Origin of the sequence: Herbaspirillum sp. alder98 (assembly GCF_020179755.1) — a bacterium.
Taxonomy (GTDB): domain Bacteria; phylum Pseudomonadota; class Gammaproteobacteria; order Burkholderiales; family Burkholderiaceae_D; genus Herbaspirillum.
The window spans coordinates 84,858-107,282 of the sequence record NZ_JAIUCY010000014.1 but is presented as its reverse complement, the minus strand read 5'-3'; the positions used below and the strand labels follow the sequence as shown (position 1 = coordinate 107,282).

The following is a 22,425-nucleotide window of genomic DNA, read 5'->3' as shown; positions in this document are numbered from 1 at the left end:
CGTTTTCACGACCAGCTGCAAACCGGCTTGATCAAGCCAGGTCGAAGCGGTCCAGGTTCATCACCTTGGTCCATGCTGCCACGAAGTCCGTGACGAACTTCTCCTGCGCGTCGGATTCGGCATAGACCTCGGCCAGTGCGCGCAATTGCGCATGGGCGCCGAACACCAGGTCGACCCGGGTGCCGGTCCATTTGGCGGCGCCCGTCTTGCGGTCGCGACCTTCGTATTCCTGCTGGGCTGGCGAGGTGGCTTTCCACTCGGTGTCCATGTCCAGCAGATTGACGAAGAAGTCATTGCTGAGGGTGCCCACGCGCTGCGTCAGCACACCGTGCTTGCTGTCGCCCGCATTGGCGCCCAGCACCCGCAGACCGCCCACCAGCACCGTCATTTCCGGCGCAGTCAGGGTCAGCAGTTGCGCCTTGTCGATCAACAGGTCTTCGGCGCGCACCGCGAAGCGCTGCTTGGTGAAGTTGCGGAAGCCGTCATAGACCGGCTCCAGCGGCACGAACGAATCGGCATCGGTCTGCGCGTCGCTGGCATCGGTGCGGCCCGGCGCGAACGGCACGGTGACCGATTGGCCGCCGGCCTTGGCTGCCTGTTCCACGGCGGCGCTGCCGGCCAGCACGATCAGGTCGGCCAGCGAGATCTTCTTGGCGCCGGCATTGAACCCGGCGCGGATGCCTTCCAGCACCTGCAACACCTTGGCCAGCTGCTGCGGCTGGTTGACCGCCCAGTCCTTTTGCGGCGCCAGGCGGATACGCGCGCCGTTGGCGCCACCGCGCTTGTCCGAACCACGGAAGGTCGAGGCCGAAGCCCAGGCGGTCGACACCAGTTCCGACACCGTCAGGCCGCTGGCCAGTACCTTGGCCTTCAGCGCGGCGACGTCCTGCGCATCGACCAGCGGGTGATCGACGGCTGGCACCGGGTCTTGCCAGATCAGTTCTTCGGCCGGGACTTCCGGTCCCAGGTAGCGGGCACGCGGACCCATGTCGCGGTGGGTCAGCTTGAACCAGGCACGGGCAAAGGCATCGGCGAACTGGTCCGGGTTGGCCAGGAAGCGGCGCGAGATCTGTTCGTAGGCGGGATCGAAACGCAGCGACAGGTCGGTCGTCAGCATGGTCGGCAGACGCTTGCCGTCACCTTGCGGATCCGGCACGTCGGCTGCCGCACCCTTGGCCACCCACTGATGCGCACCGGCCGGGCTCTTGGTCAGTTCCCATTCGAACTTGAACAGGTTTTCGAAGAACAGGTTGGTCCATTCGGTCGGCTTCTGGGTCCAGGTGACTTCCAGGCCGCTGGTGATGGCGTCACGGCCAACGCCGGTGTTGAAGGTGCTCTTCCAGCCCAGGCCCTGGTGTTCCAGGTCAGCGCCTTCGGGTTCGCGACCGACGTGCTTGGCGTCGCCTGCACCGTGGGTCTTGCCGAAGGTGTGGCCGCCTGCGATCAGGGCCACGGTTTCTTCATCATTCATCGCCATGCGGGCGAAGGTCTCGCGAATATCCTTGGCCGCTGCGACCGGATCCGGATTGCCTTCGGGGCCTTCCGGATTGACGTAGATCAGGCCCATCTGCACTGCCGCCAGCGGATTCTCGAGATTGCGGCCGGCCGGTTCGGTGCGGTCCTGCTCCTGGCCGTGGCGATCGGCGTCGGCGGTGATCTCGCCGGTCTGGCTCGCGCCTTTACCCTTGCCATAGCGGTCGTCGCCACCCAGCCAGGTGGTCTCGGTGCCCCAGTACACGTCCTGGTCCGGTTCCCACACATCCTGGCGACCACCGGCATAGCCGAAGGTCTTGAAGCCCATGGTTTCCAGCGCCACGTTACCGGTCAGGATCAGCAGGTCGGCCCACGATATCTTGCTGCCGTATTTTTGCTTGATCGGCCACAGCAGGCGGCGCGCCTTGTCCAGGCTGACGTTGTCGGGCCAGCTGTTGAGTGGAGCGAAGCGTTGTTGACCACGGCCGGCGCCGCCGCGACCATCGGCGATGCGATAGGTACCGGCGCTGTGCCAGGCCATCCGCACGAACAGCGGACCGTAGTGCCCGAAGTCGGCTGGCCACCAGTCTTGCGAGTCGGTCATCAGGGCCGCCAGGTCGCGCTTGACTGCGGCCAGGTCCAGGCTCTTGAAGGCTTCGGCGTACTTGAATTGCGAAGTCATCGGATTGGATTTATCCGAATGCTGCGCCAACAGGTCCACTCGAAGTTGTTTTGGCCACCACTCACGGTTACCGGTGCCGCCGCCGGCGGTATGGTTGAACGGACACTTTGCTGGTTCGGACATTCGCTTTTCTCCTGGGGATTGACTTGGTGATCAGTTGGCCTGGGACAGGACTGCAACAGAAAATTGATGGTAGCACCGGCACCATCGGGCCGTGAAATTGGAAATCCTGATGAGTTCGCTAGTCAAAAACTAACGCGCTCATGAATGCGAGCCGGCATGACTGTGATGGATGCCGGAAAACATAACATAAGCGCCATTCAGGAAGTCGGCAATTATCCTTAGGATCAATACATCGCCCCACCCAGGTGGTCCTGACGCAAGTCAGCGTCAGAAGCTCTTGGTCATGCTCAGCACCAGTTGCGAACGCCCGATGTTCTTGCCCTTCAGGGTATAGCCGGCATCGCTGGCGTTGCTGTCGGTATAGAACAGACCCAGCAGATAGCCGGAGAAGTCACGCGTCAGGCCGAGTTTCCAGTCGGTGTACGACAGGGCCGATGCCGATGCGCCGGTGTAGCGCTGGCGTCCGATATGGGCCACGCCCGTGATGCCGCCAAGCAGCTCATGGCTCAGGCCCAGGTCGGCATAACTGGTGCCGCGGGTGTCAGCCGCGCCGAAGGTGTTGCCCAGGCTGTACGAATACTTGAAGGTGATCCATTTGGCATCCAGCCCCAGATAGAGTTCAGTGGTGTCGGGATGAGTCATGCCGACCGGGTAGCTACCGGGGTAGGCGTAGCGCAGCACACCCATGTCGGCGTTCAGCCAATCGTTCAGTGCGGGCTTCCAGCCGGCATAGAAGTCGGCTTCGAGCGAAGCCGACGCGGCCGGGTTGGTGTCGCTGATCCAGCTGACATTGGACATCCATGTCCCGCCGTAGAGCCCGCTGTCATGGCTCAGGTCAAAGCCGCCTTGCAGCGCCGGGCGGCCATTGGTCTGGGTCAGTCCGCGAAACACGTATTGACTGGCCACGCCGATGTTGGCGCTGGGGTGAAACGCAGATGCGGCTTCTTCGGCATGGGCGGCAGGCGCCGCCATGGCGATGGCCAGCAACAGGCCGGCGCCAGCCAGCGTAGCCGCACCGGCGCGGTTGGCGTCGCGCAGGCGCTGCTGCTCGGTAGGTGCGCTCTGGTTGCGCGATGGGGTGGCAAGAATCGATGGGGTGAGGCGGAACATGCGGAAGACTCCACGGGTTGAGAAGCCCGCAGCTTAGGAGCGGGCGCATCTAATCCGGATATAACTTTGTGCGGTCGGCATAAATGCGGAATAAATGCCAAGCCAATAGGGAATAAGCGCGGAACAGGCATTCTCGCCATTCGGGAAAAAATTAACTTATTTATAACGGCGCCAGACCCTTTAGCCAGGGTGCCGGCGCGCCGATAACGAGGTTGACGCATGTCACTGCGCCCTCCCACCCACAACGATCGCCCCCTACGATGAACAATCTTTCCCTGAAGAAAAAACTCTGGTTGCCGCTGGTCTTTTCGTTGATCGCGCTGCTGGCGCTCTCGATATGGCATGCCTATCAGACCCGTGACCTGCAGATTGCCGAGCGTCAGCGCGCGCTCGAAGACGTGACCGAGATGGCCTATACCGTCATCAGCGGCTACGCCCGGCTGGAAACCGAAGGCAAGCTTTCGCGCGAGGAAGCTCAGAAGGGCGCCATTGCCCGCATCCGCGACCAGCGCTATACGGGCGACGGCTATGTCACGCTGGTGGGTAGTGATTCGGTGATCGTGATGCATCCGATCAACACCAAGCTCGATGGCCGCAACATGATCGACTTCAAGGACGCCAAGGGCAATGAGCTCTACAAGATGATCGCCGCCACCGGCACATCGGCGGCCGGAAAAGGTTATCTCGAGTATTGGTGGCCACGCCCCGGCAGCGACAAGCCCAGCCCCAAGATGGGTTTCGTCAAGCGCTTCAAGCCCTGGAACTGGGACCTGATCTGCAGCGTGTACTCGGATGACATCGAAGCCGATTTCCGTCGCTCGCTGATACAAGCGGTGGTGGTGCTGGCCGGGCTGGGCGTGTTGCTGTTGCTGATCGCCGGCGTGGTGTCACGCAACATCTTCCGTTCCATCGGTGGCGAGCCAGGCGCGGCCGCCGACATGGCGCGCAAGATTGCCTCGGGCGACTTGACCGGCGCCATCGACACCAAGGCCGGCGACGAGCGCAGCCTGGTGGCGGCAGTGGCCTACACGCGAGACCGCCTGGTCGAGACGGTGCAGGGAATCCAGGGCGCCACCGAGGCCATCAAGACCTCGGTCGATGAAATCGCCAGCGGCAACATGGACCTGTCGTCGCGGACCGAGCAACAGGCCGGCTCGCTCGAAGAGACCGCCTCGGCCATGGAACAACTGACCGCCACCGTGAAGCAGAACACCGAGAGCGCGCAGAACGCCAACAAGTTGGCCAGCAGCGCTTCGCAGGTGGCAGTGCAGGGCGGTGAGGTGGTGCAGGAAGTGGTGCAGACAATGGCTTCCATCAATGACTCCTCGCGCAAGATCGTCGACATCATCAGCGTGATCGACGGCATCGCCTTCCAGACCAACATCCTGGCCCTGAACGCCGCCGTGGAAGCCGCGCGTGCCGGCGAGCAGGGACGGGGATTTGCGGTGGTTGCTTCGGAAGTGCGTTCGTTGGCGCAGCGCTCGGCGGCGGCAGCCAAGGAGATCAAGATCCTGATCGACGATTCGGTGGGCAAGGTCGACGCCGGCACGCAACTGGTGCAACGCGCGGGACAGACCATGCAGGAAGTGGTGTCGAGCATACATGGCGTATCGGCCGTGGTCAGCGAGATCGCCACCGCCAGCCACGAGCAGAGCGCCGGCATAGAGCAGGTCGGTCATGCCATCACGCAAATGGACGAGACCACCCAGCAGAATGCAGCGCTGGTCGAACAGGCGGCCGCCGCTGCCCAGTCCTTGCAGGACCAGGCGCAAAAGCTGGTGCGACTGGTGGGCGTGTTCACGCTGGAGCGAGGCGCCGCGCCGGTGATCGAACCGCAGTCGGCAGCGCCGCGCCTGTCGGCCAAGGGCCGTGCCTTGCTGCGTTAAGTCGGTCTTGCCGGCGATCCCGCACGATTTGCTGCAGGTGCATGCATTGCTTCAATGCATGCACCAGAAGCGGGATATTCTGCATCATTGTGGTTTGTGCGAATTTTAAATCTGTCGTTAATAATAAATTCGGCATTAAGTGCTGAAAATAGCCTGCCGGCTCAGTGAATTCAGCAGCACTAACGGCGACCTCTTCTCTACCATGAACGCCGTTTAGGATGCGCTGCAGCATCGACGGTAACAGCGATATCGCGCGGTCGCCGCGGCAGCAGCCTCCGCCTCGTTCATGGAGCCTGCAATGTCGACCGCCACCGCGCCCACCCGCGCACTTTCCCCCAGCATCAAGGCCAGTAAGCCCATCAGCGGCTGGTTCCTGGTATGCGTGGTCGTGGCGATCTGCATCTGGGGTGGCAACTGGCCGGTCATGAAATTCGGCAGCCAGTACATTCCCCCGCTGTGGTTCGCCGCCAGTCGCTTCTTCTCGGCAGCCGTATTGAGCTTTGTCATCGCCCTGTGCATTGGCAAATTGCGCATGCCCACGCGTGCCGAATGGCCGATCGTGATCGGCGTGGGGGTGTTGCAGATGGGTTTGTTTACGGCCCTGGTCACCGGCGCACTGCACTTCGTCATGCCCGGGCGCGCTTCGCTGATTGCTTATGCCACATCGATCTGGGTGGTGCCGGGCGCGGCGCTGGTGCTGAAGCAAAAACTTAGTCCGCAGCAATCGATGGCGACCGTATGCAGCTACGCCGGCATGGCCGTGATCGTCCTGCCCGCGCTGCTGCATGCAGACCTGCACAGCATGATCGGTTACCTGATGCTGGGCGTGGCTTCGTTGTCGTGGGCGATGAACATCCTGCAGATCAAGCTGACGCCCGGCGTCAAACTCAATTTCGACCTGTTGCCGTGGCAGACCCTGGTCGCCGGCGTGCCGCTGTGCCTGATCGCATTCCTGTTCGAAGGGGCGCCGAGCTTCCTGCAAGACACGCACTCCTGGTATGTCATCGGCTACACCGGCCCGCTGGCCACCGCCTTGACCTTCCTGATCGTGCTGCAGATGACGCAACGGCTGTCGCCGGTGACGGTGTCGGTGTGCATGCTGGGGGTGCCGGTGGTCGGCCTGGCGCTGTCATCGATGATTTTCGGCGAGACCCTGTCGCCCGATCTGTTGCTGGGCATGGGGCTGCTGTGCATGGGCTTGTTGCTGCCAGCGATACCGGGCATGAACTGGCGTCGCCAGGCAGTCAGGTAAGGGGGGATTTTCGGGGTGTCGGGAACCTGTTCTGCAGTATCGGGGCGCGTGACTTACGCGCCCCTTTTTCATGGCTGAAAGGGCTGCCGGCAGGCTAGTCGAACGTAGGGAAAACAGCACCGCTGCGCGCGGCCGCGGCAAGAATGTAGTAATCGAGCGCCGTGAAGGGCTGTCGGTTTTCGTGCGAGTCGCCGCCGCCTACGAATGCGTCCATCGTATTGGTCATGGTCGAGAGCTGGTCATCTTTCACGAACATCGGGGTGTCGGGGACCGCAAGGCTGTAGCCCTCGACCGGCACGTTTGCGCGGTTGTCGATGACCTTGCCCGTGTCAGGATCGATACTGGTCGGGATGTTGAAGAAATTCAGGCCATGGTTATGTTTCGGCGCATGAATGCCTTCCAGCGTCACGTGGTTCACGCCGACCGCATCGCCGATTTTTCGCATCGACTGGTCACGCCATTGTCCCTGACCACAAGCTGCCCTTGCGCTCAGGTTCGGCACGCGAAAGTTGCTCTTTCCATCGCCGCCATAACTGTTTCCGATCAGGGAAAAGAGCGCCGAAAAATCTTTCGTCTGGAGCAGGGTGCCGTTGCAGGCAACCCAGCCAGGGGGCGCGTAGCCAAAACTGAATAGTTGAATTTCACCGATGAATGCCATGCTCGCAGTTCTCCATTAGGGAAGGCTCAGGCGCGCGGCGGAAAGAATCCGTCGGCGCAGATGCAATACGACACGGTCAGCGTCGGCATCATGTTTTCATGTGCCTTCGATCCACCTGCGGCCGAGGTCGTCGCGGTCGCCGTCACGCCCGACACCGCGCTGCCGATTTTCGCTGGGGCGACGTAGAGGTTTTCGTTGTCACCCCTGGCCAGCAGTCGGCCGTCAGGACTGGTGTTATCTGCCAGATCGCTGCTTACCCAGAACCCATGCGAGTGAACCGGTATGTGCGCGCTATCCAGCGTGACCTTCTCCAATCCACCCCATCTGCCCAGCACGCGTTTGCTCAGGTTGCCGGTCGCGGAAACGCCCTGGCCCTGATGCAGCGGAACGCGTCCACGCATGTCGGGTAACTGGAATGTCTCGGCACCGTCGCCGCCATAGCTGGTTCCCAGCAGCATGAACAGATCCTGATATTCGCTGATCTTGAGCATGCTGCCATCACACAAGAGCCACTTGCTGGGGGCTTTGCTGAAGGCGAACATGCGAATTTCTCCGAGCATGGGGCTAGGCATGGCAGACCGTCCTGTCTGAAGCGTGTGGGAAAGAGGGGACCATCATGGGCGTGGCGGGGTGAGCCCATCCAGGGCAATGCAGAAGCTGATTACCTGGAACGGCTGCATGTTCTCATGCTCGGCATTGTTGCCGACGTTGCTCACGGCATTGTCGACCAGGCGGATCATTTTCGAGTTGGCCGTGCGATATAACTTTCGCTCATTGATGGTGCCAAGCAGGTTGCCCACCGGATTGCGCAAGTTAGCCTTGAGCGCCTTGGATGCATGGAGCTCGTGCGTGTGCCCCGGCAGATGACTGGCCTCCAGCGTGAAGGTTTCGACGCCATCACGCGCGCCGCTCTTGTACGGATCGGGCTGCCAGGTTTCGTCGAGCGAAGCGCCGGCCCCTACCGGAGTCCTGCCCCGCAGGTCAGGTACGGCGAAATTGCTGGTGCCATCGCCCCCATAGCGATTGCCGATCAGTGCAAACAGCTTCGGGTAGGTATTGATCGAGAGCAGTTGTCCGTTGCACGGCGCAAAGTTTCTCGGGACGAAGCCAAAGCCGGTAGCGATGATCTGCCCCAAATAGTATTCATCATCCATTTTCTTGTTCTCCATTCAATCCGGTCGGTGACGGATTCCCCTGATTTTTCGCAAGGATATGGAACCAAAAATAGCGAGTCAAGCGTAATTCCCGAGCTCAAATATTTATTTTATTTTTTTAGGGAATTTGGAAAAAGGTGAGACGCACGGTCAAGTCGGAAAGAAAAGCTGAAATAGAATCGCGTGGAAAAAAAGCGAATAGAAGCTGGTACTCACGAGGGTATCGCAGGCGGATGAATGCGATTTCATCGCAGCAAGGTTTATAAAAATAACACCATCATCCAGGGGGATGCATGTATCAACACAACCAGGGCGGCGAAAATCGCTTTTCCATATTTTCGTCGACCTTGTTGCGTGTCGCCGGTGCGGTAGGGCGACGTAGTGCTGCGATGGCAAGCGCATGGCTGTTGCTGATGGTGGCCAGCTGGTTCAACCCGGCCCATGCCGCCGTATCGCCTTGCGGCACCATCAGCGCCACCGTGGTCTCGGGGCAGCAAGTCCAGATTACGTTCAATATCAACCACTGCTCGGACTTCGGCTGGGCTGGTGTCATCACGGCCCCATCCCATGGCCGCGTCGAGGGGGACAACGTCGGTGGTGGCCGCGACGGCTATATCACCTATTCCAGTGACGGTCTCGGCGCGACCTCGGATACGTTCACCGTCTCGGACGACAGTCTGAACGTGATGACCTTCAACATCACCATCACTGCGCCGCCTACGCCCCTGGTGATGTCGCCGACAGTCTCTGCCAGTCCAACGATCGGCCAGAGTTTTTCCCAGCAATTGAATACCACCGGCGGTACCGCGCCCTACACCTATGTCTTGGCGACCGGGTCATTGCCGGCCGGCATCAGCATGAATGCCAACGGAACGTTCTCCGGCACGCCCACTGAGCGCGCTACCTATAACTTTTCAGTCAGGTCGACCGACTCGACCTCTCCCACGCCTTATACGGTTACCCGGGGCTACCAGATGGCAGTCGGCAGCGCGACACTGGTCACCACCCCGGCAACCTTGCCCAATGGGATGGTCAGCGTCGCGTACTCCCAGCAACTGAGCAGTAGCGGCGGTACTGCTCCCTACACCTATGTCGTCGACGGCGGTTTCAGCCTGCCCCCGGGCCTGCAGCTGAGCACGACCGGCCTGATCTCGGGCACGCCCACCACCGCCGGCACCACGTCGGTCAGGTTCGTGGCCAAGGACAGCACCACCGGCACGGCAACCGAGACCGCCTCGGCCACCTACAGCTTCGTCATCGATCCGTTGCCGCCGCCACCGATAGCGGGTGCGGCCAGCGTCAACGTGACTTATAACGCCAATGCGACGCCGGTGACGCTGGTGCTCAGCGGTGGCACCGCCGCCTCGGTGTCGATCGGGACCGCGCCCGCCCACGGCACCGCGACGGTCAACGGCACGGCCATCACCTATAAGCCCGCCACCGGGTATAACGGTCCCGATTCGTTCACTTATCGAGCGACCAATCCGGGCGGCACTTCGGCGCCGGCGACGGTGTCGGTCACGATGACGGCGCCGACGGTGACGGTGATGCCCGGCGTGACCACGCTAAGTGCCACGGGAGGATCTGCGTTCAGCCAGACCTTCAGTGCCAGCGGCGGCGCCGGCCCTTATACCTACAGCGTCAGCGGTACCCTGCCGAACGGCGTGAGCCTCAATAGCGTCAGCGGGGGGCTGTCGGGCACACCGACCCAGGCCGGCAGTTATCCGATTACCATCAGCGCCACCGACAGTTCCACCGGAACCGCCGTCACTGGCGCACGCAGCTATACGCTGGATGTAAGCGCGCCGACGATTACGGTATCCGCGGTGGCAGCCACGTTCCAGCGGGGCGTGCCGGTGTCCCAGCAATATAGCGCCAGCGGGGGATCGGGAAGCTATACCTATAGCGTGAGCACGGGCACGGTGCCGACCGGATTGACCCTGGCGCCGTCAACAGGCGTGCTCAGCGGCATACCGACCGTGGCGGGCACGTATTTCTTCACTGTCAGAGCCACCGATGGCAACAATTTCACTGGCCAACAGGCCATGGCCGTCACGGTGGGCGCGGGAGCGCCGGTGACCAGCGCCTCCAATGCCTCGGTTACCTACAATGCCAGCGCCACCATTCCCATCTCGACTACCGGCGGCACGCCCACCTCATTGAACGTCGTCTCCGGCCCCGCGCATGGAACGATCACGGTGCTCAGCGCGTCGTCGTTCAGCTATACGCCTACCATCGGCTACGCCGGGACAGACACGTTCAGCTATACCGCGACCAATGCCGTAGGCACCTCCAGCGCGGCGACCGTCTCGATCACGGTGGCGGCGCCGACGCTGAGCCTGTCGCCGGTGGGCGCCAGCTTGTCGGGGATGGTCGGCGTTGCGTTCTCGCAGGTATTCACCGGTAGCGGCGGTGCCGCCACCTACAGCTACAGCCTCAGCGGCAGCTTGCCGACCGGGATGACTTTCAGCGCCGGCACGCTGTCAGGTGTGCCCACGCAAGCCGGTAGTTTTCCGATTACCGTCACGACCCAGGACAGTTCTACCGGACTTGGTCCGTTCAGTACTTCGCGCAACTACACGCTGACGATCGGTGCGCCGTCGCTGGGAATTTCGCCGTCGGTGCTGACAGCGCCCGAGGTGGGCATCAGTTATTCGCAACAGCTATCCACGTCGGGCGGCGTCACGCCCTATACCTATGTCGTGAGCACCGGCACTTTGCCATCCGGTTTGAGCCTGAGCAGCACCGGTCTCATCACGGGCATACCGACGGCCGCCGGTCCCTATAACTTTTCGGTGACCTCGACCGACGCCAGCAGCTTTGCCGTGACGGCCAACTACAGCGGTAGCGTCGGCGCGGGCAAGCCGGTGGCCGGCAATGCGTCGGCGCCGGTTGCGTATGGCAGTAGTGGTAACAGTATTGCAGCTGTTCTCAGTGGTGGAGTCGCCACCTCGCTGGGGGTCACGACCGCGCCCGCCCATGGTGTGGCAACGGTGAACGGCGCGACGGGATTCAGCTACACGCCGACGGCCGGCTATTACGGCACGGATAGCTTCAGTTATACCGCGACCAATGCGGTGGGGACTTCCGGTATTGCCACCGTCAGCATTACGGTGGCGGCGCCGACGGTGGTGATCACGCCGTCGACCACATGGAGCGCCAGCCAGGGCAGCAGTTATGCGCAGACCCTGACCTGGAGCGGCGGCAGCGCGCCTTACAGCACCATTAGCGTCACCGGCTTGCCCAGCGGCCTGACGTTCAGTACCAATACCACGGCCGCGATGATCAGCGGCATCCCCACCCAGAACGGAAGTTTTTCGGTAACGGCATCGGCCACCGACAGCAGTACACCGACGCCTGTGGTCAAGTCACAGGTCTTCACGCTGGTGGTCGGCCAGGCGGTGCCGGTGGCGGTAGCCGATAGTGCGACGACCAACGCCAACCAGGCAGTGACGATTCCGGTCACCACTAACGATAGCGGCGCCATTACATCCGTCATGGTCACGACCGGGCCCACGCATGGAACGGCGGTGGTCAGCGGCTTGAGCGTGCTTTATACGCCAGTCACTAATTATTTCGGTGGCGACAGCTTTACTTATACCGCCACCGGCCCCGGTGGGACCTCGACGGCTGCGGCGGTCAGCGTGACCGTGACAGCCCTGGGCGTGCCGACTTCGGCGCCGCAGAGCGCCGCCGTCCAGCCGGGCCAGTCGGTGACCTTGCATGTCGGCGCGGCCGCCGCCAATGGGCCCATCACGACCGTGCTGGTGGTCGGCGCACCGTCGAGCGGCAGCGCCACGGTCAATGGCAGCGACATCATCTATACGGCTGCAGCAGGATTTAGTGGCACGGTGCAATTCAGTTATACGTTGTCGAATGCGTTCGGCACGTCGGCGCCGATCTCGGCCACGGTGAGCGTCGGCGCCGTGCCGGTGGCGGCCAACCAAAGTGGGTCCGGCGCGGCTGCCTCCACGGTGCTGGTCAATCTGATGACGGGCGCCACCGGTGGTCCATTTACGGCCGCCACGCTGGGTGCGATGACGCCCTCCAATGCCGGCACGGCGGTGATCGTCGATACCGGATCGGGGAGTAACCATGTTTATCAGTTGCGCTTTACGGCGGCTGCCGCCTTTGCCGGCAACGTCACCATCAGCTATACCCTGGCCAATCTCGGCGGCACATCGTCGGCGGCGACGGTGAACATCACCATTGCCGCCCGCACCAGCGCCGCCAACGATGTCCAGGTCAAGGGCATCGTCGCCGCGCACGGCCAGAGCGCAAATCGCTTTGCCACGGCCCAGTTGGGCAACTTCAGTCGCCGGCTGGAAAGCCTGCACGGCAGCGGCTGGGCGCCGTCCAGTTTCGGCCTCGGGTTTGCCCAGCCGACGGCGCCGGTCAAGCCGCTGCTGGCGCAATGGAGCGAAGATGAAGTCGATCGGGTGGTGGGTTCGCCGTTGCAGACCGGCATGCGCCGGGTCGGCTGGCCATTGACCAGTCAGCGCGACCCGGCCAGCCGGGTCGAATCGAAACTGGCGGCGGCAAGTTCGAAAGAAGTTAGTGCATTGCCTGAATTGCCCGCCAGGCCAGATCAGGCCAGGCAGGAACTGTCGTTGTGGATTGCCGGCACGGTCGACTTCGGGCAACGCAATGCGAGAGGCCAGCAGGAAGGGTTCCGCTTCACCACCAATGGTGTGAGCATGGGCGCGGACTATCGCATCAACGATCAACTCACCGTCGGGGCTGGTGTCGGCTACAGTCGCGACCGCAGCGACATCGGCGAGAACGGTAGCAAGAGTATCGGCCAGAGCGTGGTCGCTGCCCTCTATGGCAGCGTGCGGCCGACGCCCAATATCTTCGTCGACGGCATGCTCGGCTACGGCGCGTTGAGCTTTGATTCGACCCGCTATGTGACCGACGACGGCAGTCTTGCGAGCGGCCAGCGCAGCGGTCGCCAGGTGTTCGTGGCGCTGGCCGGCGGTTATGAATTCCGGGGCGAAAACTGGCTGTGGTCGCCCTACGGCAAGATCGACCTGGCATCGACCACGCTGGCGCAATACACTGAAACTGCCGCTGCCAACAACGCGCTGACCTACTTCAAACAACGCGTGCGCACCAGCAGCGGCACACTGGGTCTGCGCAGCGAAGGACAGTATCTCAGTCGCGTAGGTACGTGGACGCCACGTGGCCGGATCGAATATCGCCGGCAGTTTTCAGGCGCTGGCGAAGCAGGCATCGCGTATGCCGACCTGGCTTCCTCGGGCCCGGCCTATGTGATCCGCTCGGATGACAGCTTCACCGGCAACTGGACCGCAGGCATGGGCGCACGTCTGTTGATGCCGAATGGCATCTCGCTCATCGTCGACTACAGCACCAACCTCAACGTTGGGCAGGGGCGTTATTCTTCGGTGCTGTTCGGCGTCAATGTGCCGTTGCGTTAACGGCCAGGCCTGCGCCTCAGATTTCGACGATCAACTGCGGGTCGAACAGCGCATTCTCGGGCGAGCCGTCGCGGCGCACGTAGCCGCACGGATTGCAGACGACCCGGCAACCCTGCAGCCGGTAATCGAATGAATCGTGGGTATGGCCATGCACCCACAGATCGGCCAGCGTGGCGAGCTCATCGAGGCGTGAGGCGAAGGCCGCCGACACCGGGTCGTCGGCGTAGCGGGGCGCGACCGAATGCATCGACGGCGCCATATGCGTCACGACCACGGTGCGACCGTGAAATGGCGCATCCAACCGTTCGCGTAACCAGGCCAGGTCGCGCTGGTGCAGCCGTACCGTATCGGCCGGACGCATGTCGTGGATGCCGCCGTGCTCGACCGTGATACGACGGTAGTCGACCATCACGGGCAAGGCTGCCGCCATCGCCAGTTCGGTCATGGCCGCGCCGAACAGGGCATAGTCGGTCCATAGCGTGGCGCCCAGGAAGCGCACGTCGCCGATGATCATTTCACCGCGGTCCAGCAGATGCACATCGGGCAGGCCGCGCGTGAGCTGCGCCAGCTCGCGCATGGCGCCTTCCCAGCTGTTGCCGTAGGCCTCGTGATTGCCTGGCACCAACAGCACTGGCCGGCCGGCGAAATGCTGCGCGGCCCACGGCACCACCTCATCCGGACGGCCAATGTCACCCGCCAGCACCACCACATCAGGACGGCTCTGTTCGAGCCGGATCGGCGGGGCGTTCTGGCGCCAGACTTCGAGGTGCAGGTCGGACAGGATCAGCAGGCGCATGGTGGATGAGGTGAGAGCAAGGGTGGTCATACGCTAACAGAATCGCGCGCCACCTGCAGCGTGCAACTTATTGTGTGAAACCGGGCCAAACAGCCAGCGAAGGCAAACGTATAATGTCGCTCAAAATTGCACTTTCGCACACCAATAAGGCCAGGCATTCCGATGACGGACGCAAAGCAGACAAAGCTGGAGAATGATGGCAAGGCAGGACAAGTGAGCGCCGGGCGCACCAGCCGCATCCCATTGCTGAGGACCGGAATCGCCGGGTTCGACGAGATCCTCGGCGGCGGCCTGCCCGAAGGCAGCCTGTACCTGATCCAGGGCCTGGCCGGCAGCGGCAAGACCACGCTGGCGTGCCAGATCGGTTTCATGCAGGCGCGCGGCGGACGCAAGGTGATGCTGCTCACGCTGATCGCCGAATCGCACGCCAAGATGCTCAACCATGTCAGCGATTTCGATTTCTTCGATGAGCAATTGGTCGGTAGCAACATGCTGCTGCTGAGCGGTTACGGCAGCCTGGCCAGCGAAGGGCTGCGCGGTTTGCTCAAGCTGATCACGGCTGAACTCAATCGTCATCGTCCGCATTTGCTGGTGATCGACGGTTTCCGCTCGGTGCGCGAATCCGGTCCGTCCGACCTGAACCTGTCCGAGTTCATGCACGCGCTCAATTCGCTGGTGTTCACGATGAATTGCACCACCATCCTGCTGTCGCCGGTCGAGGGAAACCTGCCCGAATCCGAAAACACGCTGGTCGATGGCGTCATCGAACTGAGCCAGTACGAACAGGGCATGCAGTTGGTGCGCGAGATCAAGGTGTTCAAGGTGCGCGGTGCCAATCATCTGCTGGGCAAGCACGTGTTCGAGATCAACGGCAGCGGGGTCCAGATCTTTCCTCGGCTGGAAGCGGTGGCCACGCGCCAGCGCAAGATTCCCGGCTCGGTCGACACGCTGGTCAGCGTCGGCATACCGTCCTGGGATCGCTGCATTGGCGGCGGCGTGGTCGCTGGTTCGATCACCTGCCTGCTGGGCAGCCCGGGCGTGGGCAAGACACTGATGGGTTTGCATTTCATCGAGCAGGGGCTCAAACAAGGCCAGCAGTGCCTCATCGTTGGCTTCTCGGAAGCGCCACAGCGACTGCTGGTCAAGGCCCGTCGCGCCGGCATCGAACTCGATGGCTATCTGGCCGATGGCAGTCTCGACATGCTGTGGCAGTTGCCGCTGGAGATGCTGTGCGATGACCTGGCCAAGCGCCTGCTCGATGACATCGCGCAGCGCGGGGTAGAGCGCCTGCTCATCGATGGCATCGATGGCTTGCGCAGCATCGTGGTGCAGCCGCAGCGCGCCCATTCGTTCGTGGTCGCCTTGTCCAACGAGCTGCGCACCCATGGCGTGACCACCTTCATGACCGAGCAATTGCCTTACTTCCATGATGATCGTCCGCCGACCGACCGCTTTGCCTCGCAGCTCTACGAGAACGTCATACTGCTCGAATACACGATGCAGGATCAGGTCAACCGGCGCCAGATTTCAGTGCTCAAGCTGCGCGAGAACGGCTATGACGGCGCCAAGCGACTGATGAACATTTCAGATGCCGGCATCGAAATCGACGGGCCGGTAGGCGGCCACGGCATCACGGCCCCTGTCGGGCGCTGAGCATGTCGATCAATTCTCCTCCATCGATGGCGCGACGACCGGTCATCCTGGTGGTCGACGACGAAGTCGACATCACCGATACCTACGCCATGCTGTTCGAGCTGCATGACTTCACGGTGGTGACCGCCAGCGATGGCGCCGCCGCGCTGGCCAGGGTCGAGCTGGCCATGCCCGACATCATCGTGTCGGATTGCATGATGCCGGTGATGAATGGCATCGACTTCTGCCTCGCCGTGCGCGCGCTGCCGGAGGGCGGGCAGGTGCCGGTGATCCTGTGCAGCGGTGCGCCCGAATTGCACGACCTTTCGCTGTCGCGCCACGATAAATTTCTGCGCAAGCCGATCTTCTTCGAGCAGTTGCTCGAGCACGTCCAGCAACTGCTGTCGCCGCGCTGAGCATCCTACTCGCCGGTTTTCTTTTTTCCCTCTGACGCTTTTCTTGGCCTCCCGCCCGGGCCGGTATTGCCCTGCGTCAATGTCTGGTTAATGTTGCCATTTTGCTCAGGAAAATCCCGATATCGTGAAGTGCGGCGAACGGCGAATATCGCTCTACCGGAACCTTGGAAAGGTCCGACGAGGGAGTGGAGAAATGGCTGCAGACAACGCAATCGGGCACGCTAGCGAAAAGGTGCGCAAGACAATACTGGTGGTCGAGGATCACGCGGATTCGCGCGAGCTCTTGTGCGAGATCCTGCAAAACAATGGCATGTCCGCCATCGCCGCCGGCGACGGCCGCGAAGCCATCGAGCGCATGCATGAATGCATGCCGCATCTGGTGCTTACCGACATGAGCATGCCCAACATGGATGGCATCGAACTGGCCCGCTACGTCAAGGCCCACGATGACTTCCGGCATATTCCGGTGGCGTTGATCAGCGCCAACCTGCCGCGCGCATCGGTCGACTTTCCCGAGATATCGGCGTTCCTGCTCAAGCCCTGTTCGATGGACTATCTGTTGGAGACAGTGGGTCGTTTGCTGAGCAGTGGAATACGCCATTCTGCGAGAAATAACTGCGAGATTTTATGAGTTTCCTCATGGATATTTTCTGTATAACGTTGTGATTATGGAATCATCGCCGCCACCCCGGGGGGCTTCGGATACGCGTTCTTCGATGGGCGTGGCGGTGGTGGCGGCGGTCATAAAAACAGCTTCGCCCGGAGCACTAATTAGATGAAAGTACTGATTGTTGAAGGCGAAATCGAATGGCGCAGCCAGCTTGCGGCACGCGTCGGTGCGTTGGCCTATGAAGTCAGCCAGTGCGCCAGTCGTGGCGAAGCGCTTGATGCGTTGCGCGGCAGCCAGCCCGATATCCTGATCGCCGATGCCATCCTTCCCGATGGCAACCTGCTGCCCGACCTGGCTGCGATGCGCCAGCGTTTCCCTTCGATGGGGATCGTCATCCTGACGGCCAAGACCCGGCTCGAAGAACGCGTGCGCAGCATGAGCGATGGCGCCGACTATTACATGGTCAAGCCGGTCAAGCTCGAAGAGGTCGCTGCCACCTTGACGGCACTGGCGCGCCGCATGAAGACGGCAGCGCACCAGATCGCGCCGCAATCCGAAAAATGGCGTTTCAACCGCAAGTCGGGGCGTCTGTCCGACAGTACGGCAGTGATGCTGCAGTTCACCGACAAGGAAAGCACCGCCCTGGCGGCACTGCTGCAAAGCCCCAACTATCCGGTCAGTCATACCCAGTTGTTCGACCTGCTCAAGTCCGGGGCAGAAGAATACGATGCCCATCGGATCGACGCCCTGATCTACCGCGTGCGGCAAAAACTGCGGTCGTTGGCCAACCCGCCGATGCAGATCCGCAACATCTACGGCGAAGGCTTCCTGATGCTGCGACGCAGCGCCGAAATCGACGTCTCGCTCGAACAATGACTCTGCTGGGCTCGTGATTCTCAATTGCCAGCCCAGTGGTCGGACAAATGCGTTGTTAAGCCGTCTCGAATAGTCTTCAAAAGCTTTTCGCGAAACGCGCTAAAAATGTCGGAATCCTCTTAAGCTCGCATTGAATCCGGTCAATTTTCTTTCCGGATGCATGCTCCGGGCGATCCTCTTGTCACAGTAATTCCGGCATGCGTTGTCGCAAGATTCGCATGCTGCGGGATGCTCATTTGGCGGCAAGAAATGCTGCATCGCGAAAGATTTCCCGCTTTCGGGTATCATTACATCAGTTTTGGCGTTAATTCGTATATTTTCGAACTACGTTTTTCGCCAAGTCTGCCTTCTGCGGGCCACGCTGTCCGCGATGCACCCATTCGAACCCAACCAGCTGCTCGACCTCGCTGCTCGTGGCCATGCCATGACATCGTCGGGGTCGACCTGTCGATTGTTGAAAAGCCATGTCCACTCCTGTTGAATTTACCGGGGCGCTCAATGAGTCCCGGCATCGTCCTCTTACTTCGTCCGACTACAAGACGCTAGGCCTGTCCGCGCTGGGCGGCACGCTGGAGTTCTACGACTTCGTCATCTACGTGTTCTTCGCCGCCGTGGTCGGCAAATTGTTCTTCCCGGCCGACATGCCGGAGTGGCTGCGCATGCTGCAGACCTTCGGCATCTTCGCGGCCGGCTATCTGGCGCGTCCGGTGGGCGGCATCATCATCGCCCACTATGGCGATGTGATCGGCCGCAAGCGCATGTTCACGCTATCGATCTTCCTGATGGCGATACCGACGCTGGTCATCGGCCTGTTGCCGACCTACGCCAGCATCGGCGTGGCCGCACCGATCATGCTGCTGCTGATGCGCACCTTGCAGGGTGCAGCCATCGGCGGTGAAATGCCGGGCGCCTGGGTGTTCGTCGCCGAGCACGTGCCGGCCAATCGCTATGCCTTTGGCGTGGGCGCACTGACGGCCGGCATCACGGGTGGCATCCTGCTGGGTTCGTTGATGGGTATCTTCATCAACAGCGCCTTCGAACCGGCTGACGTGAACGGTTACGCCTGGCGCATTCCGTTCATCCTGGGTGGCGTGTTCGGCCTGGTGTCGGTCTACCTGCGTCGTTACCTCGAAGAGACGCCGGTGTTCCAGGAGCTGGCCGCGCGCCGCGCCCAGTCCCGCGAAATGCCGCTCAAGACCGTGTTGCGCGAGCATCGCGCAGCCTGCATGCTGACCGCTGGCATGACCTGGTGCCTGTCGGGCGCCATCGTGGTGGTGATCCTGATGACGCCGGCCTATCTGCAGACCGTCCATCATCTGCCGGCCAAGCTGGTGATGCAGGCCAACTGTGCCGCCACCTTGACGCTGACCATCGGCTGCCTGCTGGTCGGCTGGTTGTGCGACCGCATCGGCACCTTGCCGACGATGCTGATCGGCTGGGGCGGCCTGGCGCTGTCGACGGTCTGGTTCTATGGTCAATTGCCGGGCACGCCGGAATCGCTGGTCTGGGGCTATGCGCTGGTGGGCCTGTTCGTGGGCAGCATTGCGCTGACGCCGATCGTGTCGACCCGGGCCTTCCCGCCGGCGGTACGTTTTTCGGGCTTGTCGTTCGCCTATAACATGGCGTATGCCGTGTTCGGTGGTCTCACGCCCATCCTGATCTCGCTGTGGATCAAGCAGGACCCGCAAGGTCCGGCGCACTATGTGCTGGCCCTGTCCATCCTGGGCCTGGTGCTGGCGGTGGTGCCCATGAGCAGCAAGGGTTACAAGGCCTGACGGCCTGCTTTCCCGGACCATGAAAAAACCCGAAGACTGCGTTGCAGCTTCGGGTTTTTTATCGTCCGTGGGTTTGTGAACAGTCTCAATAGACCAGTTCGCGCAATTCGCGTTGCAGTTCTGAAATCAAGGCTGTATTGACCGGCGCCTCGAACAGGAAGGTCGGCCACTTGCCGTTGGCCAGTTCCATCTCGCGTGTGTTCTGGCACAACAGGATCACCGGGACCTGGCTGAAGCCCGGGTGCGATCTCATGTAGTGGGCCAGGCGCAGGCCGCTCATGTCATTCATGCTCAGTTGCGCCAGCACCAGGTCAGGGGGCGCCACGGCCATCTGCTCGATGGCTTCGATGCCGTTGGCGGCGCTCAGGATATCGATCTCGTGCAGCGCCATCCAGCTGGTGAGCGCGCGACGTTCGTCGACGCGGGAGGCGGCAATCATAGCGGTCTTGTTCATGACGGTCTGGGCTCCATGACTTGGCGAATGGAGTCATCTTGCCAACACCGGCCAATGTTGACTATCAGGCATTTCCCGACGTTGTTACGTCGCTAACGCCCCAGGGCCTGCTGCCCGACCGAATCCTGGATCGCCGCCAGCGTCTGCTGCAGATGCTGGCGCACCACCTTCTCGACGGCACGACCGTTCTTCTTGCGGTAGCCCGCCAGGATCATGCCGTGCTCTTCATTGTCGGTCTGCTGGATGTGCGGATGCAGGAACATCGACAGCGATACATAGGGTTCTGCCACCACCAGCAGGTTCCTGACGATCTCGAACAGGCGTGACTGTTCTTCGCTCTTCATCAGGTGGAGGTGGAATTCGCGGTTCAGCGACGACCACTGGTGCGGATCGACCGTGGCGCACATCTGCTGGTGCACCGCGTCGGCGGCCAGCAGCGATTCGGGGTCGATGGTAGCCACCGATTTCTTGGCCAGCAAGGGTTCGAGCGCAATGCGCAGTTCGTAGATCTCGGCCACGTCGCTCACCGTGAGTCCCTTGACCACCACGCCCTTGTTGGCGTCGATGCTCACCAACCCCTCCGAGCGCAGCCCGCGAAACGCCTCGCGCACCGGTGTGGTGCTGACCTCGAAGCGGCGCGCTACCTGGTCCTGACGCAACTTGTCGCCGGGTTGGTAGTGGCCGCGCAGGATGTCGTTGCGCAACAGGCTGAGCACCTGCTGTTCGATGGTCTTGAAGGCTTTGCTCATGCGCTGGATCGGGCTGGTGTCTCGGATGGCGGGGTCAGGCCCCGCTCTGGCTGGTGTCGGCGTTATTGTGGCACAAGCAGGGCCGGCCGCCGCAATCCCGGCAATACCTCCGACAGCCACTGCGCCACGCCCAGCAATGCCAGGTCGTCATCACTGCGTCCGATCAACTGCACTCCGTACGGCAGCAGCTCGCCCGAGAATCCCGAGGGCACGCTCACTGCTGGCAGTCCCAGCAAGGTCGCAGGGGCGCAGAACGAGGCGTCGCCGGTCTTTTCCAGGCCCGGGAGCGCAGTGGTGGGCGAGGTGATGGTGATGATGGCATCGAATTCGCCGAAGCAATCGTTGGCGCGCTCGCGCAGATAATCCAGGCGTTCGATCGCGGCGCCGTGCTCGACCTCGTCGATGGCCTGGCCGCGCGCGACCAGCTCCCGCGTATAAGGTCCGGCCAGCGCTTCACGCCCGGCGATTTCGCCCTGGATCGCCACGCAACCCTCGAAGGCCAGGATCTCGCTGGTCAGCGCATTGAGGGCGACGATGTCATCGCTCAGTTCGACCGCTTCGCAGTGCACGCCATGCGCCTGCAAGCGCTTGACCACGGCCTCGAAGTTGGCCTGCACGTCCGGTGCGACCTGGGCCCATTGCGAAGAACGATAGAGGCCGATCTTGCGTGGCTTGACGGCCTCGAACTGATCTGGCGATGCGGGCGCGGCAATGGCGCCGTTGCGTGCGATCAGCGCATGGCAGACCGCCGCCCAATAGACGCTGGAGGTGATGAATCCGAGGTGGTCCAGCGAAGGCGCCAGGTCATGCACGCCATCGGTGGGGATCAGGCCGAAGGTCGGCTTGTAGCCGAAGGCGCCGCAATACGATGCCGGACGGATCACCGAGCCGACCGTTTGCGTGCCGAGCGCGATATCGACGATGCCCGCGCCCACCGCCGCGGCCGAACCGCTCGACGATCCGCCCGGGCTGTGAGCGGAATTCCACGGGTTGACGGTGGGGCCGGCATCGCGCCAGGCGAATTCGGTGGTGACGGTCTTGCCGAAGATCACCGCGCCCAGGCTGCGCAGCCGGGCGACGATCCAGGCATCGTTCTGCGGACGATGTCCTGCAAACACCTTGGAACCGTAGGTGGTCGGCATGTCGGCCGTATCGATCAAATCCTTGACGGCCACCGGCACGCCGGCCAGCGTGCCATCGACGGCGTCGGGCAAGGCGTATGACACCGGGCGATGGACAAAGGCCCGGAGGGTGCCGTCGAGCTGTTCGGCCGCGCGCATGGCAGCCGCCACGGCGTTCTCTGAAGGGTGGGGTGTACTCATGTTCTGATCCTCTTGGAAG

Annotated in this window: 17 protein-coding genes; 8 read left to right on the top strand and 9 right to left on the bottom strand. The window is 62.1% G+C overall.

The window, feature by feature from the left end; genetic code table 11:
• Positions 1-31: 31 nt before the first annotated feature.
• Together katG and LBW87_RS22480 are read right to left on the bottom strand one after the other, a co-directional pair.
• On the bottom strand, positions 32-2,278 hold the full coding sequence (gene katG, locus LBW87_RS22485) for a catalase/peroxidase HPI (protein ID WP_225203709.1): 2,247 nt from the start codon (positions 2,276-2,278) through the stop codon (positions 32-34).
• Positions 2,279-2,545: 267 nt separating this feature from the next.
• Positions 2,546-3,388 carry a TorF family putative porin gene (locus LBW87_RS22480; protein WP_225203708.1) on the bottom strand — a complete coding sequence of 281 codons (843 nt, stop codon included), beginning with the start codon at positions 3,386-3,388 and terminating at the stop codon, positions 2,546-2,548.
• 260 nt (positions 3,389-3,648) lie between these two features.
• Here LBW87_RS22480 and LBW87_RS22475 point away from each other — a divergent pair, with 260 nt between their 5' ends.
• A complete protein-coding gene (locus LBW87_RS22475; protein ID WP_225203707.1) occupies positions 3,649-5,274 on the top strand; it encodes a methyl-accepting chemotaxis protein in 1,626 nt (541 codons plus the stop codon).
• Between the two features lie 298 nt (positions 5,275-5,572).
• A complete protein-coding gene (locus tag LBW87_RS22470; RefSeq protein ID WP_225203706.1) occupies positions 5,573-6,526 on the top strand; it encodes a DMT family transporter in 954 nt (317 codons plus the stop codon).
• A gap of 94 nt (positions 6,527-6,620) precedes the next feature.
• On the opposite strand, the gene LBW87_RS22465 is transcribed toward LBW87_RS22470, so the two are convergent.
• The 3 genes from LBW87_RS22465 to LBW87_RS22455 form a co-directional block, all read right to left on the bottom strand.
• Complete coding sequence (locus LBW87_RS22465; RefSeq protein ID WP_225203705.1) at positions 6,621-7,184, bottom strand: phage tail protein; 564 nt, start codon at positions 7,182-7,184, stop codon at positions 6,621-6,623.
• Positions 7,185-7,210: 26 nt separating this feature from the next.
• Positions 7,211-7,726 carry a phage tail protein gene (locus LBW87_RS22460; RefSeq protein WP_225203704.1) on the bottom strand — a complete coding sequence of 172 codons (516 nt, stop codon included), beginning with the start codon at positions 7,724-7,726 and terminating at the stop codon, positions 7,211-7,213.
• A gap of 72 nt (positions 7,727-7,798) precedes the next feature.
• The gene (locus tag LBW87_RS22455; RefSeq protein WP_225203703.1) at positions 7,799-8,353 is read right to left on the bottom strand and encodes a phage tail protein; all 555 of its coding nucleotides are present in this window, start codon (positions 8,351-8,353) and stop codon (positions 7,799-7,801) included.
• Between the two features lie 278 nt (positions 8,354-8,631).
• Between LBW87_RS22455 and LBW87_RS22450 the strand changes: the two genes are divergently transcribed.
• Positions 8,632-13,776: a putative Ig domain-containing protein gene (locus LBW87_RS22450; protein ID WP_225203702.1), complete on the top strand. Its 5,145-nt coding sequence runs from the start codon at positions 8,632-8,634 to the stop codon at positions 13,774-13,776.
• Positions 13,777-13,792: 16 nt separating this feature from the next.
• On the opposite strand, the gene LBW87_RS22445 is transcribed toward LBW87_RS22450, so the two are convergent.
• Entirely contained in the window at positions 13,793-14,602 is an 810-nt protein-coding gene (locus LBW87_RS22445; protein ID WP_320442748.1) for a metallophosphoesterase, read from the bottom strand.
• A gap of 132 nt (positions 14,603-14,734) precedes the next feature.
• Between LBW87_RS22445 and LBW87_RS22440 the strand changes: the two genes are divergently transcribed.
• The 5 genes from LBW87_RS22440 (at position 14,735) to LBW87_RS22420 (ending at position 19,881) form a co-directional block, all read left to right on the top strand.
• On the top strand, positions 14,735-16,225 hold the full coding sequence (locus tag LBW87_RS22440; protein ID WP_225203701.1) for an ATPase domain-containing protein: 1,491 nt from the start codon (positions 14,735-14,737) through the stop codon (positions 16,223-16,225).
• Between the two features lie 2 nt (positions 16,226-16,227).
• Positions 16,228-16,620, top strand: a complete 393-nt coding sequence (locus LBW87_RS22435) for a response regulator (protein ID WP_225203700.1) — start codon at positions 16,228-16,230, stop codon at positions 16,618-16,620.
• A 193-nt stretch (positions 16,621-16,813) separates the two neighbouring features.
• Positions 16,814-17,251, top strand: a complete 438-nt coding sequence (locus tag LBW87_RS22430) for a response regulator (RefSeq protein ID WP_225203699.1) — start codon at positions 16,814-16,816, stop codon at positions 17,249-17,251.
• Positions 17,252-17,395: 144 nt separating this feature from the next.
• Positions 17,396-18,106: a response regulator transcription factor gene (locus tag LBW87_RS22425; RefSeq protein ID WP_225203698.1), complete on the top strand. Its 711-nt coding sequence runs from the start codon at positions 17,396-17,398 to the stop codon at positions 18,104-18,106.
• 464 nt (positions 18,107-18,570) lie between these two features.
• Positions 18,571-19,881 (top strand): MFS transporter, encoded by a 1,311-nt coding sequence (locus LBW87_RS22420; protein WP_225203697.1) that lies wholly within the window; start codon positions 18,571-18,573, stop codon positions 19,879-19,881.
• 85 nt (positions 19,882-19,966) lie between these two features.
• On the opposite strand, the gene LBW87_RS22415 is transcribed toward LBW87_RS22420, so the two are convergent.
• From LBW87_RS22415 to LBW87_RS22405, 3 genes are all read right to left on the bottom strand, one after another.
• A complete protein-coding gene (locus tag LBW87_RS22415) occupies positions 19,967-20,335 on the bottom strand; it encodes a response regulator (protein ID WP_225203696.1) in 369 nt (122 codons plus the stop codon).
• 92 nt (positions 20,336-20,427) lie between these two features.
• Entirely contained in the window at positions 20,428-21,084 is a 657-nt protein-coding gene (locus LBW87_RS22410; RefSeq protein WP_225203695.1) for a GntR family transcriptional regulator, read from the bottom strand.
• A 62-nt stretch (positions 21,085-21,146) separates the two neighbouring features.
• Positions 21,147-22,406, bottom strand: coding sequence for an amidase (locus LBW87_RS22405; protein ID WP_225203694.1), 1,260 nt, complete (start codon positions 22,404-22,406; stop codon positions 21,147-21,149).
• Positions 22,407-22,425: the final 19 nt, after the last annotated feature.